Raw genomic sequence first — 16,962 nt, 5'->3', positions numbered from 1 at the left:
ACCCTCCGAAGGGACATCAACGATGATGCGACGACGTACCACCCTGCTCACCGGCTGCACCGGCATCCTTGGCGGACTGGCGCTCGGCGCGACCGCCTGCGGCGGCGGACCCGTCTCGGCCGGCGGCGGCGACAAGGCGCTCAGCGGCCAGTCGGTCACCGTGGCCGGTGTCTGGTCCGGCACCGAGCAGAAGAACTTCCAGAAGGTGCTCGACGCCTTCACCGAGAAGACCGGCGCCAAGACGCAGTTCACGTCCACCGGCGACAACGTCTCCACCGTCGTCGGCAGCAAGATCGAGGGCGGCAACGCCCCCGACGTCGTGATGGTCCCGCAGGTCGGTGTGCTCAAGCAGTTCGCGCAGAAGGGCTGGCTGAAGCCGCTGTCGAAGAAGACCGAGGAGGCCGTGGACGCCGGGTACGCCCCCGTGTGGAAGACGTACGGCAGCGTCGACGGCACCCTCTACGGCCTGTACTTCAAGGCCGCCCACAAGTCGACCGTCTGGTACAGCCCCGACGCCCTCGAGCAGGCCGGCGTGAAGCCCCCGACGTCCTACGACGACATGCTCAAGGCCGGGCAGACCGTGTCCGACTCCGGCCTCGCCGCGTTCTCCGTCGCCGGACAGGACGGCTGGACCCTCACCGACTGGTTCGAGAACGTCTACCTCTCCCAGGCCGGCCCCGAGAAGTACGACGCCCTCGCCGCCCACAAGCTGAAGTGGACCGACGCGTCCGTCGTCGACGCCCTCACCACCCTCGGCAAGCTCTTCAAGGACAAGCAGCTCATCGCCGGCGGCCAGAAGGGCGCCCTGAACACCGACTTCCCCGGCTCGGTGGAGAAGGTCTTCGGCCCCGAGCCCGAGGCAGGCATGGTCTACGAGGGCGACTTCGTCGCCGGTGTCGCCAAGGACCAGTTCGGCAAGAAGGTCGGCCAGGACGCGAACTTCTTCCCGTTCCCGGCGGTCGGCGGCGGTGAGGCACCGGTCGTCAGCGGCGGTGACGCCGCCGTCGTCCTCAAGGACGGCAAGAACCAGAAGGCCGCCCAGGCCCTCCTGGAGTACCTGTCGACCCCCGAGGCCTCCGCGGTGTGGGCCGAGGCCGGCGGCTTCCTCTCCCCGAACAAGAAGCTCGACCTCGCCTCCTACGGCGACGATGTCACCCGCGCCACCGCCAAGTCCCTCGTCGGGGCCGGGGACTCGGTCCGCTTCGACATGTCCGACCAGGCCCCGGCGGCCTTCGGCGGCACGAAGGGCACCGGTGAGTGGAAGCTCCTCCAGGACTTCCTGCGCGACCCGTCCGACCCGAAGGGCACCGCGGCGAAGCTGGAGGCCGCGGCGGCCAAGGCGTACCAGGACTGATACGCCATGACAGCGACCCTCGTGCAGGACACGAGCTCCCCACCGCCCGGCCCGGTCGTCGACCACACCCGTCGACTGCGCCGGCGCGGGAAGATCATCGGCCTGCTGTTCGTGCTCCCCGCACTGCTGCTGCTCGGCGCGCTCGTCGTCTACCCCGTGCTGTTCAGCATCGGCCGCAGTTTCTTCGACGCCTCCGGCACCAGCTTCGTCGGCGGCGACAACTACGCCGAGATGTTCCGCGACCCGGCGACCCTCAAGGCCGTCCGCAACACGGCCATCTGGGTCGTCATCGCCCCGGCCCTGCTCACCGGCCTCGGGCTGATCCTCGCCGTACTGGTGGAGAAGGTCCGCTGGGCCACGGCCTTCAAGCTGCTCCTCTTCATGCCGATGGCGGTCTCCTTCCTCGCCGCGGGCATCATCTTCCGGCTCGCCTACGACGAGGACCCCGACAAGGGCGTGCTCAACGCCGCCGTGGTCTCCGTCCACGACGCCTTCACGGGAGAGTCCTCCTACCCGACGGCCCGGGCGCGTGACGCCCAGGGCCTGACGAAGGACAAGGACGGCTCGTACCGCACGAGTACGAGCGTGGCGCCCGGGGACGCGGTGGCGCTGGGCCTGGTCGGCGTGCAGCCCGGCGACCTGCCCGGCGGGGCCGAGCCGGCGTACGCGGCGGCGGGGCGCGAGGCCGCCGCCGACGAACTGCGCGGTGTCGTCTACCTGGACTTCACACCCGGCGGGGGTGGAGAGCAGGGCAAGGTCGACCGGCGGGAGAGCGGACTGCCGAAGATGAAGGTCGAGGCGGTCCGCGACGGCGAGGCCATCGCCACGACCACCACGGCCGCCGACGGTTCCTTCCGCTTCGAGGGCCTCGCCTCGGGCTCCTACGAGGTGAGACTGCCGTCGTCCAACTTCGCCCAGCCCTACGAGGGCGTCTCCTGGCTCGGGCCGGCGCTGGTCACCCCGGCGATCATCGGCGCGTACCTGTGGATCTGGACCGGCTTCGCCATGGTGCTGATCGGGGCGGGTCTGTCGACGCTGCCGCGGGACGCCCTGGAGGCGGCGCGGATGGACGGCGCGAACGAGTGGCAGATCTTCCGGCGGATCACCGTGCCGCTGCTGGCACCGGTGCTGTCGGTCGTCTTCATCACCCTCGTCATCAACGTGATGAAGGTCTTCGACCTCGTCTACATCATCGCGCCCGGTCCCGTGCAGGAGGACGCGACCGTCCTCGCGACGCAGATGTGGCTGGTGTCGTTCGGCGGCGGCAACAACCAGGGGCTCGGCAGCGCGCTCGGCGTACTCCTGCTGCTGCTGGTCGTCCCGGCCATGGTGTTCAACGTCCGCCGTTTCCGAAGGAGCCAGCGATGAACGCGGTTCGGCGCGGGCTGGGCAACGGGGTCGTCCAGGCCTTCCTCGTGGTGGTCGGGCTGGTCTGGATGACGCCCCTGGCCGGACTGTTCCTGTCCTCGCTGCGGTCCGCCGAGGACACGGCCAAGGGCGGCTGGTGGACGGTGTTCTCCAGCCCCGGGCAGCTGTCCTTCGACAACTACTCGTCGCTGCTGGGGAGCGCCGGGATCACGCAGGCGTTCTGGAACACGGTGCTGATATCGGTGCCGACGACCGTGCTGGTCGTGGTCGTCGCGGCGCTCGCGGGGTACGCCTTCGCGTGGCTGGACTTCCCAGGCCGGGAGTCGATCTTCCTGGTCGTGGTCGCGCTGCTGGTGGTGCCCGTGCAGATCGGTCTGCTGCCGGTCGCCAAACTCTTCGGGCAGCTCGGCCTGTTCGGCACGATCCCCGGTGTGGTCCTCTTCCACGTGGCCTACGGCCTGCCGTTCGCGGTGTTCCTGCTCCGCAACTACTTCGCCGAGATGCCGAAGGAGATGCTGGAGGCCGCGCGCATGGACGGCGGCAGCGAGTGGCGCATCTTCACGCGGCTCGTCCTGCCCGTGGGACGGCCCGCGATCGCCTCACTGGCCATCTTCCAGTTCCTGTGGGTGTGGAACGACATGCTGGTGGCGCTGCTGTTCGCCGACAGCGCGTCCCAGCCGCTGACCGTGGAACTCCAGTCCCAGATACGCCAGTTCGGAAGCAACATCGACGTCCTGGCGCCGGGGGCGTTCGTGTCCCTGGTCGTTCCGGTGGTCGTGTTCTTCGCCTTCCAACGGCACTTCGTGCAGGGCGTGATGGCCGGTTCGGTCAAATAGCGCCTACGTTTCGGGCCCCCACTTCGCTGTGAAGTGGGGGCCCGAAAACGTTCACGGTGATGCCGGTGGATACAGCGAACGCGGCAGCCGGGAAGCCGCCGCCCCGTCCAGGAGCCACAGGGTCCGGCTCCTGCCGTACGCCCCCGCCGCCGGAGCCTGGATCTCTCCGGCTCCCGACAGGGCGATCGCCGCGGCCTGGGCCTTGTCCTCACCGGCGGCAAGCAGCCATACCTCCCGGGCCGCCCGGATCGCCGGCAGCGTCAGCGTCACCCGGGTCGGCGGCGGCTTGGGCGCGCCGTGGACGCCGACCACCGTGCGGTCGGTCTCCCTGACCGCCGGCAGCTCCGGGAACAGCGACGCGACATGCGTGTCCGGTCCGACGCCCAGCATCAGCACGTCGAACGTGGGCACGGGCCCGTGGTTCTCCGGGCCCGCCGCCGCTGCCAGTTCCTCCGCGTACGCGGCGGCCGCCGCGTCCACGTCGGTGCCGTGCGGCCCGTCCGACGCGGGCATCGCGTGCACCCGCTTCGGATCGAGCGGCACCGAGTCGAGGAGAGCCTCCCTCGCCTGGGTGACGTTGCGCTCGGGGTCACCCTCGGGCAGGAACCGCTCGTCGCCCCACCAGAGGTCGATCCGGCTCCAGTCGATCGCGTCCCGGGCGGGCGCCGCGGCCAGCGCGGCCAGCAGGCCGTTGCCGTTGCGGCCGCCCGTCAGGACCACGGACGCCGAGCCCCGGGAGGCCTGCGCGTCCACGATCCTGGTGATCAGCCGCGCCGCCGCGGCCTGCGCCATCAGCTCCTTGTCGCGGTGCACGACCAGCTGCGGTGCCGTACTCACTTCTTCGTCGCCTTCCGTACCGGTTCCAGCTCGGGCGGTTCCCGCCTCACCGGTGCCTGCGCCGTCGCTGCCGAAGCGGGTGCTTTCGCAGCCCTTTCAACGGGAGCGGGGAGGGCGAGTCCTGCTCGCCCCTCACTTTTGGGCACCGACGACACCGACGGCACCGACGACGAGGACTTCAGCCGGTCCACCCCGTACCGCAGCGCGGAGGCGTAGGTGTCGTCCGGGTCCAGGCGGCGCAGCTCCTCCGCCATCAGCTCGGCGGTCTCCCGGCGCTTGAGCGCCACCGCCCGGTCCGGCTGGCCCTCGATGGAGAGTGTCGCCAGGGAGCCGTCGGCCCGGTCCAGCTTGATCGGGCCGCAGTTGGTGTCCATCCGGACCGCCGTCAGACCGGGCCCACTGGACAGCGACCGCTTCACGGGGACGTCCAGCCGGTCCGCGAGCCACATCGCCAGCAGCTCACAGCTCGGGTTGAACTCCTCGCCCTCCACCTCGACGGCCCGCACCTCGCAGGTGACCTGGTCGAGGGCCGCCGCCAGCATGGAACGCCAGGGCGTGATGCGGGTCCAGGACAGGTCCGTGTCGCCGGGGGTGTAGGCCCGGGAGCGGGTGGCCAGATCCCGTACCGGCTGCTCGGAGGCGTACGTGTCGGTGACGCGGCGCTGCGCGAGGGCACCCAGGGGGTCCTTCGCCGGGTCGAGCGGCGCGTTCACCGGCCACCACACCACCACCGGGGCGTCCGGCAGCAGCAGCGGCAGCACCACCGACTGGGCGTGGTCGACGACCTCGCCGTACAGCCGGAGCACCACCGTCTCGCCGGAGCCGGCGTCCGCGCCGACCCGGACCTCCGCGTCGAGGCGGGACTGCGTACGGTCACGCGGTGAGCGGGAGACACGCTTGATGACCACGAGCGTGCGGGCGGGATGCTCGTGCGAGGCGTCGCTCGCGGCCTTCAGCGCGTCGTAGGCGTTCTCCTCGTCCGTCACGATGACCAGCGTGAGCACCATGCCGACCGCCGGGGTGCCGATCGCCCGGCGGCCCTGGACCAGCGCCTTGTTGACCTTGCTGGCCGTGGTGTCCGTGAGGTCTATCTTCATGGCCGGCGCCAGCTCCGTCCGTGTCGCTCGAGCATTTCGTCCGCCTCGACGGGCCCCCAGGTACCGGCCTGGTACTGGGCGGGCTTGCCGTGCTTGTCCCAGTACCGCTCGATCGGGTCGAGGATCTCCCAGGACAGCTCGACCTCCTCGGTACGCGGGAAGAGGTTGGAGTCACCGAGCAGAACGTCCAGGATCAGACGCTCGTACGCCTCCGGGCTGGACTCCGTGAAGGACTCGCCGTACGCGAAGTCCATCGACACGTCCCGGATCTCCATCGAGGTGCCCGGCACCTTCGAGCCGAAGCGGACCGTGACGCCCTCGTCCGGCTGGACGCGGATGACGATCGCGTTGGAGCCGAGTTCCTCGGTGGCCGTGGAGTCGAAGGGGGAGTGCGGGGCCCGCTGGAAGACGACGGCGATCTCCGTCACGCGCCGGCCCAGCCGCTTGCCGGTGCGCAGATAGAAGGGGACCCCCGCCCAGCGGCGGTTGTCGATCTCCAGCTTGATCGCGGCGTAGGTGTCGGTCTTCGAGGAGGCGTTGATGCCGTCCTCCTCGAGGTAGCCGCGCACCTTGGTGCCGCCCTGCCAGCCCGCGGCGTACTGACCGCGCACGGTGTCCCGGCCCATGTCCTTCGGCAGCCGCACGGCGCCGAGGACCTTGGTCTTCTCGGCCGCCAGCGCGTCCGCGTCGAAGGAGGCCGGCTCCTCCATGGCCGTCAGCGCCATGAGCTGGAGCAGGTGGTTCTGGATGACGTCACGGGCGGCGCCGATTCCGTCGTAGTAGCCGGCCCGGCCGCCGATGCCGATGTCCTCGGCCATGGTGATCTGCACATGGTCCACGAAGGACCGGTTCCAGATCGGCTCGAACATCGTGTTGGCGAAGCGCAGCGCCAGGATGTTCTGGACGGTCTCCTTGCCCAGGTAGTGGTCGATGCGGAAGACCTGGTCGGGGGCGAAGACCTCGTGGACGACCTTGTTGAGCTCCTCCGCCGAGGCGAGGTCGTGGCCGAACGGCTTCTCGATGACCGCACGCCGCCAGGAGCCGCCGGTCTGGTCGGCCAGCTGGTGCTTCTTCAGCTGCTGGATGACCACCGGGAAGGCCGACGGCGGCACGGACAGGTAGAAGGCGAAGTTGCCGCCCGTGCCCTGTGCCTTGTCGAGCTCGTCGATCGTGGAGCGCAGCCGCTCGAACGCGTCGTCGTCGTCGAACGTGCCCTGCACGAAGCGCATGCCCTGGATGAGCTGCTGCCAGACCTCCTCGCGGAAGGGCGTGCGGGCGTGCTCCTTGACCGCGTCGTGCACTTCCTGCGCGAAGTCCTCGTGCGCCCACTCGCGGCGGGCGAAGCCCACCAGCGAGAAGCCCGGCGGCAACAGACCCCGGTTGGCGAGGTCGTACACGGCGGGCATGAGCTTCTTGCGGGACAGGTCCCCCGTGACGCCGAAGATGACCAGGCCCGACGGCCCCGCGATACGCGGGAGCCGCCGGTCCGCGGGGTCACGCAGCGGGTTGCTGCTCGACACCTGTTCAGCCCTCCGAGGGGGCGAGGCGCTTGAGCTCGGCCTCGGTCGACTTCAGCAGGTCGGTCCAGGACGCCTCGAACTTCTCGACGCCCTCCTCCTCCAGCAGCTGGACCACGTCGTCGTACTTGATCCCGAGCTTCTCGACCGCGTCGAGGTCGGCGCGGGCCTGCTCGTAGGTGCCGGCGACGGCGTTGCCGCGGATCTCGCCCTGCTCCTCGGTGGCGAACAGGGTCGCCTCCGGCATGGTGTTCACCGTGTTGGGAGCGACCAGCTCGTCGACGTACAGGGTGGGCTTGTACGCCTTGTCCTTGACGCCGGTGGACGCCCACAGCGGACGCTGCTTGTTGGCGCCCGCCTTCTCCAGAGCGCTCCAGCGGTCCGAGGAGAAGACCTCCTCGTACGCCTGGTAGGCCAGCCGGGCGTTGGCGACTCCGGCCTTGCCGCGCGCGGCCTTGGCCTCGTCGGTGCCCAGCGCGTCGATCCGCTTGTCGATCTCGGTGTCCACGCGGGACACGAAGAACGACGCCACGGAGTGGATCTGCGACAGGTCCAGGCCGCGCTCCTTGGCCTTCTCCAGACCGGTCAGGAACGCGTCCATGACCAGGCGGTAGCGCTCCAGCGAGAAGATCAGCGTGACGTTGACGCTGATGCCCAGGCCGATGGTCTCGGCGATGGCCGGGATGCCCGCCTCGGTCGCCGGGATCTTGATGAGCGTGTTGGGCCGGTCCACCAGCCAGGCTAGCTGCTTGGCCTCGGCGACCGTCGCCCGCGTGTTGTGCGCCAGGCGCGGGTCGACCTCGATCGAGACCCGGCCGTCCTTGCCGCCGGTGGCGTCGTAGACCGGGCGCAGGATGTCGGCGGCGTCACGCACGTCCGCCGTCGTGATCATGCGGATGGCCTCTTCGACGGTGACCCTGCGGGCGGCGAGGTCGGTCAGCTGCGTGTCGTAGCCGTCGCCCTGCGAGATCGCCTTCTGGAAGATCGACGGGTTGGTGGTGACGCCCACGACGTGCTGCTGGTCGATCAGCTCGGCGAGGTTGCCGGACGTGATCCGCTTGCGCGACAGGTCGTCCAGCCAGATCGCCACGCCTTCCTCGGAGAGGCGCTTGAGTGCGTCTGTCATGGAAATTCCATCTCCTACGTGTCGTGTATAAGCGTCAGCGCTGAGCTGCGGCGATCGATTCCCGCGCGGCGGCAGCCACGTTCTCGGGAGTGAAGCCGAACTCGCGGAAAAGGACCTTGCCGTCGGCCGAAGCACCGAAGTGCTCCAGGGAAACGATGCGGCCGGCGTCCCCCACGTACTTGTGCCACGTGAGACCGATACCGGCCTCCACCGCGACACGGGCCCGGACGGACGGCGGCAGGACGCTGTCCCGGTACCCCTGGTCCTGCTGCTCGAACCACTCGACCGACGGCATGGACACCACACGCGTGGGCACGCCGGCGCCCTGGAGCTGCTCACGGGCCTCGACGGCGACGTGCACCTCCGAGCCGGTGGCGATCAGGATGACCTCGGGCTCGCCGCCGTCGGCCTCGAACAGGACGTAACCACCCTTGGCCGCATCCTCGTTGGGTTCGTACGTCGGAACGCCCTGACGGGTCAGCGCCAGACCGTGCGGCTGCCCCTTGCCGAACTCCTTCGTCCAGCGAGCCAGGATCTCGCGCCAGGCGATGGCGGTCTCGTTGGCGTCGGCCGGACGCACGAGGTTCAGGCCCGGGATCGCGCGCAGCGCGGCCAGGTGCTCGACCGGCTGGTGCGTCGGCCCGTCCTCGCCGAGGCCGATGGAGTCGTGCGTCCACACGTACGTCACCGGAAGGTGCATCAGCGCCGACAGCCGCACCGCGTTGCGCATGTAGTCGGAGAACACCAGGAAGGTGCCGCCGTAGATGCGGGTGTTGCCGTGCAGCGCGATGCCGTTCATCTCCGCGGCCATCGCGTGCTCGCGGATACCGAAGTGGATCGTGCGGCCGTACGGGTCCGCCTCCGGCAGCGGGTTGTCCGCCGGGAGGAAGGAGCTGGTCTTGTCGATCGTGGTGTTGTTGGAGCCGGCCAGGTCGGCCGAGCCGCCCCACAGCTCCGGGATGACCCCGCCGAGGGCCTGCAGCACCTTGCCGGAGGCGGCACGCGTGGCCACGCCCTTGCCGACCTCGAAGACCGGGATCTTCTCCTCCCAGCCGGTGGGCAGCTCACCCTTGGCGATGCGGTCGTACTCCGCGGCGCGCTCGGGGTTGTTGTCCCGCCACTGCTGGTAGGCCTTCTCCCACACCGCGCGGGCCGCCTGGCCCCGCTCCAGTGCCTTGCGGGTGTGCGTGATGACCTCGTCGGAGACCTCGAAGGACTGCTCCGGGTCGAAGCCCAGGACCCGCTTGGTCGCCGCGACCTCGTCGTCGCCGAGCGCCGAGCCGTGCGCGGCCTCGGTGTTCTGCGCGTTCGGGGCCGGCCAGGCGATGATCGAGCGCATCGCGATGAACGACGGCCGGTCCGTGACGGCCTTGGCCTTCTGGATCGCCTCGAAGATCGCGGCCGGGTCCAGGTCGCCGTCGGGCTTCGGCTCCACACGCTGCACGTGCCAGCCGTAGGCCTCGTACCGCTTCACCGTGTCCTCGGAGACGGCCGTCTCGGTGTCGCCCTCGATCGAGATGTGGTTGTCGTCCCACAGCAGGATCAGGTTGCCGAGCTTCTGGTGGCCCGCGAGGGACGAGGCCTCGGAGGAGATGCCCTCCTGGAGGCAGCCGTCACCGGCGATGCAGTAGATGAAGTGGTCGAACGGCGACTCGCCCTCGGCGGCCTCCGGGTCGAACAGGCCGCGCTCGTAGCGGGCGGCCATCGCCATGCCCACCGCGTTGGCGACACCCTGGCCGAGCGGCCCGGTCGTCGTCTCCACACCGGTCGTGTGCCCGTACTCGGGGTGGCCGGGGGTCTTCGAGCCCCAGGTGCGGAAGGACTTCAGGTCGTCCAGCTCCAGGCCGAAGCCGGCCAGGTACAGCTGGGTGTAGAGGGTCAGGGACGAGTGGCCGGCGGACAGCACGAAGCGGTCCCGCCCGACCCAGTCGGCGTCCGCCGGGTCGTGCCGCATCACCTTCTGGAAGAGGGTGTAGGCGGCAGGCGCCAGGCTCATCGCCGTACCCGGATGGCCGTTACCGACCTTCTGTACGGCATCGGCGGCCAGGACACGCGCGGTGTCGACGGACCGCTGGTCCAACTCGGTCCACTCGAGGTCTGTGGTGGTCGGCTTGGTGCTCACCCTGGGTCAGGGCTCCTCTCCACATGTCGGATGCCGGTGTATCGGGGCGCCCACCGGCCGCAGTCGAGCCTACCCCCGTGGGACGTGCGTTTTTTCGAGTCACTCCAGAGTGCCGGGACGGATCCCGATCCGCCTCCTGACTGGGCCGTACCGCATTCGACAGGTGAATACGGAGCCGCTCATCCGGGTGCTCAATCGAGCTTCGACGCGCCCTTCGGAAGGTGTCCGCCAACACGACCCGACCCCCGCGAATGTCCGAGTCTGGGCAACGTCTAAAGTGGCGTGGTACGCGCGAGCCTTTACCGGGACTTCACAGCGGTGAGGCTTGCTGGGATGTCTCTGTAGGGGTGTGCGTGACGGCCGTTGAATCCCGTCCAGCGGGGATGACCGGGACGGACCAGAGCCCGGCCCACCGGCCGCTCGGGGCCCGTGTCATGGCATTCGTGGCTCTCACCAAGCCGCGGATCATCGAACTGCTGCTGATCACGACGGTACCGGTGATGTTCCTGGCGCAGCAGGGCGTGCCCGACCTGACGCTGGTGCTGCTGACGTGCGTCGGCGGCTACCTGTCCGCGGGCGGCGCCAACGCGCTCAACATGTACATCGACCGCGACATCGACGCGCTGATGGACCGCACCTCGCAGCGCCCGCTGGTCACCGGCATGGTCAGCCCGCGCGAGTGCCTGGCCTTCGGCATCACCCTGGCCATCACGTCCACCCTGCTCTTCGGCCTCACGGTGAACTGGCTGAGCGCCTGGCTCGCCCTCGGCGCGCTCCTCTTCTACGTGGTCGTCTACACGATGATCCTCAAGCGCCGTACCTCGCAGAACATCGTGTGGGGCGGCATCGCCGGCTGCCTGCCGGTGCTGATCGGCTGGTCCTCGGTCACGAACTCGATGTCGTGGGCGCCGGTCATCCTCTTCATGGTCATGTTCTTCTGGACGCCGCCGCACTACTGGCCGCTGTCCATGAAGGTCAAGGAGGACTACGCGCGCGTGGGTGTGCCCATGCTGCCGGTGGTCGCCTCCAACAAGGTGGTCGCCAAGCAGATCGTGATCTACAGCTGGGTCATGGTCGCCGTCTCGCTCCTGCTGACCCCGCTCGGCTACACCGGCTGGTTCTACACCTCGGTCGCGCTGCTGGCGGGCGGCTTCTGGCTCTGGGAGGCGCACGGCCTGCAGAACCGCGCGAAAGCGGAGGTGACGGGCGCGAAGTTGAAGGAGATGCGCCTGTTCCACTGGTCGATCACCTACGTCTCGCTGCTGTTCGTGGCGGTCGCGGTCGACCCGTTCCTGAGCTGACGCACTGACGTACGTCACAGGCCCCTGCCCTCGCCAGTCGATCTACTCGTGAGTAGCATCCTGGCCATGGCAGACACGCAGCAGGTTGACCCGAAGGCCGAGCGCAAGGTGGCCCGGCTGGCCAAGCAGATCTCCTCCTTCTCCAAGGCCCACGGCGGCGCCGAGGGCCAGGTCGCCTACATCGGCGAGCGCGGCGCCCGCATCGTCCTGGTCGGCGAGGACGGCAACTGGGGCGACCTGGTCGCTCCCTCCCACGAGATCGCCGTGCAGGCCGTGGAGAAGTCGGGCATCACGACCCACGAGGCCTTCGACGGCGAATTCGCGGCGAAGGTGAAGACGGGCCGCTACGAGTGGAGCCGGATGGCCGGGATCCAGGTAGGCGGCCCCAAGAACGACTGACCCGTTCTTTTGGGGACGCGGGGAACTGCGCGATCAGCCACGGGCGGCCCGTGGCCGCCAGAACACCCGCACCCTCCATGGGGACCGCGACCTCGAACCCGGTTCACCCGTTAGGACCCTTGAGAGCAACAGGGTCCGACCGGGAGGCCCGGATGATCGAAACGCCGTCACTGGTGGACCAGTACTGTCACGGAGTGCTCCGCACCGAGCTGGGCCTCGGCACCTTCGAGGCCCACCTCAGCCGCACCGAGGGCCCACCCGCCCCCGGCACCACTCTCTTCGACACCCAGACCGGCTTCGCCGTGCGGCGCTGGTGCCCGCCCCTGCTCGGCCTGGAACCGCACTGCACGCCCGCCCGCTACCTGGGCCGACGCCGGGAACTGGGCGTCCTGGAGTCCGGCCGCCGGCTCCTGCGCGGCAGCGGCATCACCACGTACCTGGTCGACACCGGCCTCCCCGGCGATCTGACGGAACCCGGCGAGCTGGCCTCCGCCGGAGCCGCCGAGGCCCGCGAGATCGTGCGTCTGGAACTCCTCGCGGAGCAGGTCGCCGACACCTCCGGGACCGTCGAGTCCTTCCTCGCCAACCTCGCCGAGTCGGTGCACGCGGCCGCCGCCGGCGCCGTCGCCTTCACCTCGGTCGCGGGCGTACGGCACGGCCTCGCGCTCGCGCCGGAGCCGCCCGGGCCGGGGGAGGTGCGCGGGGCGGCCGGCCGCTGGCTCGCCGGGCGCGGGGTCGGCGGGGAGCTGAGCGACCCGGTGCTGCTGCGGCATCTGCTGTGGAGCGCCGTCGCCTCCGGCCTGCCGCTCCAACTGCACGCGGGGCTGGGCGCGCCGGGGCTGCGGATCGACCGCACGGACCCGGTGCTGCTGACGGACTTCGTGCGGGCCACGGCCGGCCTGGGCACGGACCTCGTGCTGCTGCACGGCTACCCGTACCACCGGCACGCCGCCCATCTCGCCGGTGTCTTCCCGCACCTCCACGTCGACTGCGGCGCCGCCCTGGCCCGCACGGGCGCCCGGGCCGCGACCGTCCTCGCGGAGACCCTGGAGCTGGCCCCGTTCGGCAAGATCCTCTTCTCCACCGGGGCTCAGGGCCTGCCCGAACTGCACGTGGTGGGCGCCCGCCTGTTCCGTGAGGCCCTCGGCTGCGTGCTCGGCACCTGGGTGGCCGAGGGCGCCTGGTCACTCGCCGACGCACAGCGGGTGGCGGGCATGCTGGCGTCGGGGAACGCGCGGCGGGTGTACGGGCTCGACTAGTAGGCGTCGCCACGGGGCGGGCGGGATTTCGCGGCCTCGGTCAGGGGCGGCACCAAGCCCTGGTCAGAGTCGGCACCAAGGCCTTGGTCATGGTCGGCCAAGGCCTCGGTCACGGTGGGCCCTACGCCTTGGTCAGGGACGCCTCGGCCGCGGGTCCGGGCACGTCGGCCGTGAGCTCGGGCCGCTCCCGGAGCGACAGCACCACCCGCAGCACCCAGATCCACATCACGGCCGAGCCGAGCATGTGCAGGCCGACCAGCACCTCGGGCAGGTCCGTGAAGTACTGGACGTAGCCGATGACGCCCTGCGCGAGCAGGATCAGGAACAGCTCGCGGGTGCGGTTCAGCGGGTTCCTGGGCGCGTCGACCGCCTTGAGGACGAACCACAGGGCGAACGTCAGCGTCACCACGATCCACGCCAGCACGGCGTGCAGCTTGCTCACCGTCTCCCAGTCGACCGGCATCCGCTCGACCTCGCTGGAGTCGCCCGCGTGCGGGCCCGCGCCGGTGACGACGGTGCCGACCAGGATGAGCAGGACGGCCGCCGCGACCAGGAACCACACCAGCTGCTGCACGGCCTTGCCGACCAGCGGGCGCGGCGCCGCGTCGCCCTCCCGGGTGCGCTGCCACATCACCGCGGCCACCGCGATGAGCGCGGACGTCGCCACGAAGTGCGCCGCGACCGTGTACGGGTTGAGGCCGACCAGCACCACGATGCCGCCGAGGATCGCGTTGCTCATCACGATCCAGAACTGCGCCCAGCCCAGCCGGACCGGGCCGCGCCGGTACGGCTTCTGCGAGCGCGCGGCGATGATCGCCCAGCCGACCGCGGCGCACAGCACGTACGTCAGCATGCGGTTGCCGAACTCGATGGCGCCGTGGAAGCCCATCTCGCTGGTGGCGGTGAGCGAGTCGTCGGTGCACTTGGGCCAGGTCGGGCAGCCCAGGCCCGAGCCGGTCAGCCGCACCGCGCCACCGGTGACGACGATGATCACCGACATCAGCAGCGCGGTGAGGGCCGCGCGCCGGACCGTCCGGGGTTCCGGGGTCCAGCGCTCGGCGATGAAGGCGAGCGGGTTGCGCAGGGCGGCCTTGGCGTCGGCGCGGGTCACGTTTGGCACGCGAACCATCGTAAGCCGCCGCTTGTGCACGCTTTCACGAGGGTCCGTCACAGGACACCTGCCCTACTCCCAGCGGAAGAACTTCCCGGCCGCCGCCAGCCCCACGACCGCCCACACGGCCAGGATCCCGAGGTCGCCCCAGGGCATCCCGGCGCCATGCCGGAGCACGTCCCGCAGCCCGTCGGACAGGGCCGCGATCGGCAGCAGGCCCAGCACGTCCTGCGCGCCGGCGGGGAACTTGTCCAGCGGCACGATGACCCCGCCGCCGACGAGCAGCAGCAGGAACACCAGGTTGGCCGCGGCCAGCGTCGCCTCGGCCTTCAGCGTCCCTGCCATCAGCAGGCCCAGGCCCGAGAAGGCCGCCGTGCCGAGGACCAGGAGCAGCAGGACCGCGACCGGGTTGCCCTGCGGCGACCAGCCGAGGGCGAAGGCGATCACCGTCAGCAGGATCACCTGGAGGATCTCGGTGACCAGGACGGACAGCGTCTTCGCCGTCATCAGGCCCCAGCGGGGCAGGGGCGAGGACGCGAGCCGCTTCAGCACGCCGTAGCGGCGCTCGAAGCCGGTGGCGATGGCCTGGCCGGTGAACGCCGTCGACATCACCGCGAGCGCGAGGATGCCGGGCGCGAGGAAGTCGACCGCCTCGCCGGCGCCGGTGTCGACGATGTCCACGGTGCTGAAGAGCACCAGGAGCAGGGTCGGGATGACGACGGTCAGCAGCAGCTGCTCGCCGTTGCGCAGCAGCATCTTCGTCTCGAGCGCGGCCTGGGACGCGATCATGCGGGAGAGCGGGGCCGCGCCGGGCCTCGGCGTGTACATCCCGGTGCCGGTGGCGGTCATGAGCGCAGCTCCTTGCCGGTGAGCTCCAGGAAGACGTCCTCAAGGGTGTGGCGCTCCACCGAGATCCTCTCCGGCATCACGCCGTGCTGGGCGCACCAGGAGGTGACCGTGGCGAGCAGTTGCGGGTCGATCTTGCCGACGACCCGGTAGGAACCCGGCGTCAGCTCGGCGGCCGAGCAGTCGGCGGGCAGGGCCTTCAGCAGCGAGCCCACGTCGAGGCCGGGCCGGCCCGTGAAGCGGAGCGTGTTCTCGGCGCCGCCCCGGCACAGCTCCTCCGGGGAACCGTGGGCGATGACCCGGCCGGCGTCGATGATCGCCACGTCGTCGGCGAGCTGCTCGGCCTCGTCCATGGAGTGGGTGGTGAGGATCACCGAGACGCCGTCCGCGCGCAGGTCCCGGACGAGGTCCCAGGTGGCGTGGCGGGCCTGGGGGTCGAGCCCGGCGGTGGGCTCGTCGAGGAAGACCAGTTCCGGTCGCCCGACCACGGCCATGGCCAGGGCGAGCCGCTGCTGCTGCCCGCCGGACAGCCGCCGGTACGTCGTACGGCCGCAGGAGCCGAGACCCAGCCGCTCGATCAGCGCGTCCACGTCCAGCGGGTGCGCGTGCAGCCTGGCGACGTGGCGGAGCATCTCGTCGGCCCGGGAGCCCGAGTAGACGCCGCCGGACTGGAGCATCACGCCGATGCGGGGCCGCAGGTCGGCGGACTGTCTCACCGGGTCGAGGCCCAGGACGCGCACCGTGCCGGAATCCGGCTTCCGGTACCCCTCGCAGGTCTCGACCGTGGTCGTCTTGCCCGCCCCGTTGGGACCGAGCACGGCGGTCACACCCGCCCGGGCCACCAGGTCGAGCCCGTCCACCGCGGTCTTCGTGCCGTACCGCTTCACCAGGGCCTGGACCTGGACCACGGGCTCACTTCGCATGGGTCCAGAGTCTAGGTAGGCGCGCGGGGGCCCGGACCGGGGGGTGCGGCTACTCCTCCTCGCGCGGCCGGTGCACCGCGAGCCACCGTCCGGCGTAGTCCACCGCGTCCTTCACCGGGAACAGCCGCGCCTCGGCGGCCCCGACCTTGCCGCGTACGACGGGACGGTCCCGTTTGAAGTCGTAGCCCAGCTCGTCGAAACGGTCCGAGCTGATCGACACCTCGGTCACGGTCTCCCAGCCTTCCGGGCCCGGGCGGCCCACCGCGACGATCGGGGACGGGATCCGGTACTCGGCCAGGTGGAAGCTCGTGCAGGAGGCGTAGCCGGCGCCGAGCAGCAGCACCCGGGCGCCCATCGCCTCCAGTTTCGCCAGCGGGCTGCGCTCGCCGAGCCGGCAGTCGGGCGCGTGCCCGTCGAGCACCTGAGCCGCGCGCGGGCCGAGCGCCGCGAACGAGGTCTGTGGGTGCGCGCTGCGCAGGGCGCCGGGCCAGGTCCGCACCGTCTCCGGGACGACGCCGACCCCTCGGGAGGGCGTGGTGCGCGGGTCGTAGGCGGGCATCGTGGCGCGAATGGCCGCCCACCATTCCGGGGGCACGGGCGGGTTGCTCCACAGGGCCGGGTCGGACAGGTCGCCGGTCTGGGTGGGGACCACGAGCGTGCCCTCGGGGCCGAGCGCGTCGAGCAGTCCCTGCTCCACCGCCACGGCTCCGCCGTTGACCCAGCCGAGGACGCTGAGGGAGGAGTGCACGAGGAGGGTCTCGCCGGGGCTCACCCCGAGTTCGCCGAGCTGCGTCCGGAGCGTCTCGCGGGTGACAAGAGGGCCGGTCGGAGGGGGTGTGGGCATGGTTCCGGAGTGTCCCCGATGC

The 16,962-nt window shown here is 70.6% G+C and carries 15 protein-coding genes; 6 read left to right on the top strand and 9 right to left on the bottom strand.

Going from position 1 to position 16,962, the window contains the following annotated elements; translation table 11 throughout:
* Positions 1-22: 22 nt before the first annotated feature.
* The 3 genes from HDC93_RS11890 to HDC93_RS11880 are packed head-to-tail and all read left to right on the top strand — an operon-like array spanning position 23 to position 3,558.
* Positions 23-1,354 carry an ABC transporter substrate-binding protein gene (locus HDC93_RS11890; protein WP_185009962.1) on the top strand — a complete coding sequence of 444 codons (1,332 nt, stop codon included), beginning with the start codon at positions 23-25 and terminating at the stop codon, positions 1,352-1,354.
* 6 nt (positions 1,355-1,360) lie between these two features.
* The gene (locus tag HDC93_RS11885; RefSeq protein ID WP_185009960.1) at positions 1,361-2,722 is read left to right on the top strand and encodes a carbohydrate ABC transporter permease; all 1,362 of its coding nucleotides are present in this window, start codon (positions 1,361-1,363) and stop codon (positions 2,720-2,722) included.
* On the top strand, positions 2,719-3,558 hold the full coding sequence (locus HDC93_RS11880) for a carbohydrate ABC transporter permease (protein ID WP_185009958.1): 840 nt from the start codon (positions 2,719-2,721) through the stop codon (positions 3,556-3,558). Before HDC93_RS11885 ends, HDC93_RS11880 begins: the two co-directional genes overlap by 4 nt.
* A 51-nt stretch (positions 3,559-3,609) precedes the next feature.
* Here HDC93_RS11880 and pgl read toward each other — a convergent pair whose 3' ends face one another.
* Genes pgl through tkt form a run of 5 tightly spaced genes read right to left on the bottom strand, consistent with a single transcriptional unit; the run spans position 3,610 to position 10,257 of the window.
* Complete coding sequence (pgl, locus tag HDC93_RS11875; RefSeq protein ID WP_185009956.1) at positions 3,610-4,395, bottom strand: 6-phosphogluconolactonase; 786 nt, start codon at positions 4,393-4,395, stop codon at positions 3,610-3,612.
* A complete protein-coding gene (gene opcA, locus HDC93_RS11870; RefSeq protein WP_185009954.1) occupies positions 4,392-5,492 on the bottom strand; it encodes a glucose-6-phosphate dehydrogenase assembly protein OpcA in 1,101 nt (366 codons plus the stop codon). The genes pgl and opcA overlap by 4 nt, the downstream gene beginning before the upstream one ends.
* Complete coding sequence (gene zwf, locus HDC93_RS11865; RefSeq protein WP_185009952.1) at positions 5,489-7,012, bottom strand: glucose-6-phosphate dehydrogenase; 1,524 nt, start codon at positions 7,010-7,012, stop codon at positions 5,489-5,491. The genes opcA and zwf overlap by 4 nt, the downstream gene beginning before the upstream one ends.
* A gap of 4 nt (positions 7,013-7,016) precedes the next feature.
* Complete coding sequence (gene tal, locus HDC93_RS11860; RefSeq protein ID WP_185009950.1) at positions 7,017-8,135, bottom strand: transaldolase; 1,119 nt, start codon at positions 8,133-8,135, stop codon at positions 7,017-7,019.
* 34 nt (positions 8,136-8,169) lie between these two features.
* Positions 8,170-10,257, bottom strand: coding sequence for a transketolase (tkt, locus tag HDC93_RS11855; RefSeq protein ID WP_185009948.1), 2,088 nt, complete (start codon positions 10,255-10,257; stop codon positions 8,170-8,172).
* A gap of 383 nt (positions 10,258-10,640) precedes the next feature.
* Here tkt and HDC93_RS11850 point away from each other — a divergent pair, with 383 nt between their 5' ends.
* The 3 genes from HDC93_RS11850 (at position 10,641) to HDC93_RS11840 (ending at position 13,216) form a co-directional block, all read left to right on the top strand.
* On the top strand, positions 10,641-11,558 hold the full coding sequence (locus HDC93_RS11850) for a heme o synthase (protein WP_185009946.1): 918 nt from the start codon (positions 10,641-10,643) through the stop codon (positions 11,556-11,558).
* Between the two features lie 66 nt (positions 11,559-11,624).
* Positions 11,625-11,957: a hypothetical protein gene (locus HDC93_RS11845; protein ID WP_185009944.1), complete on the top strand. Its 333-nt coding sequence runs from the start codon at positions 11,625-11,627 to the stop codon at positions 11,955-11,957.
* A 152-nt stretch (positions 11,958-12,109) separates the two neighbouring features.
* Positions 12,110-13,216, top strand: a complete 1,107-nt coding sequence (locus HDC93_RS11840) for an amidohydrolase family protein (RefSeq protein ID WP_185009942.1) — start codon at positions 12,110-12,112, stop codon at positions 13,214-13,216.
* A gap of 121 nt (positions 13,217-13,337) precedes the next feature.
* Here the strand turns inward: HDC93_RS11840 and HDC93_RS11835 are convergent, their stop codons facing one another.
* The 4 genes from HDC93_RS11835 to HDC93_RS11820 are packed head-to-tail and all read right to left on the bottom strand — an operon-like array spanning position 13,338 to position 16,940.
* Positions 13,338-14,345, bottom strand: a complete 1,008-nt coding sequence (locus tag HDC93_RS11835; protein ID WP_185009940.1) for a heme A synthase — start codon at positions 14,343-14,345, stop codon at positions 13,338-13,340.
* Positions 14,346-14,399: 54 nt separating this feature from the next.
* Entirely contained in the window at positions 14,400-15,176 is a 777-nt protein-coding gene (locus tag HDC93_RS11830; protein WP_185009939.1) for an ABC transporter permease, read from the bottom strand.
* Positions 15,173-16,096 (bottom strand): ABC transporter ATP-binding protein, encoded by a 924-nt coding sequence (locus tag HDC93_RS11825; protein WP_185009937.1) that lies wholly within the window; start codon positions 16,094-16,096, stop codon positions 15,173-15,175. The genes HDC93_RS11830 and HDC93_RS11825 overlap by 4 nt, the downstream gene beginning before the upstream one ends.
* 49 nt (positions 16,097-16,145) lie before the next feature.
* A complete protein-coding gene (locus HDC93_RS11820; protein ID WP_185009935.1) occupies positions 16,146-16,940 on the bottom strand; it encodes an aminoglycoside N(3)-acetyltransferase in 795 nt (264 codons plus the stop codon).
* Positions 16,941-16,962 lie beyond the last annotated feature (22 nt).

It is taken from the genome of Streptomyces sp. AK010 (assembly GCF_014207295.1).
Taxonomy (GTDB): Bacteria; Actinomycetota; Actinomycetes; order Streptomycetales; family Streptomycetaceae; genus Streptomyces; species Streptomyces massasporeus.
This window is presented reverse-complemented; position numbering and strand designations above follow the sequence as displayed.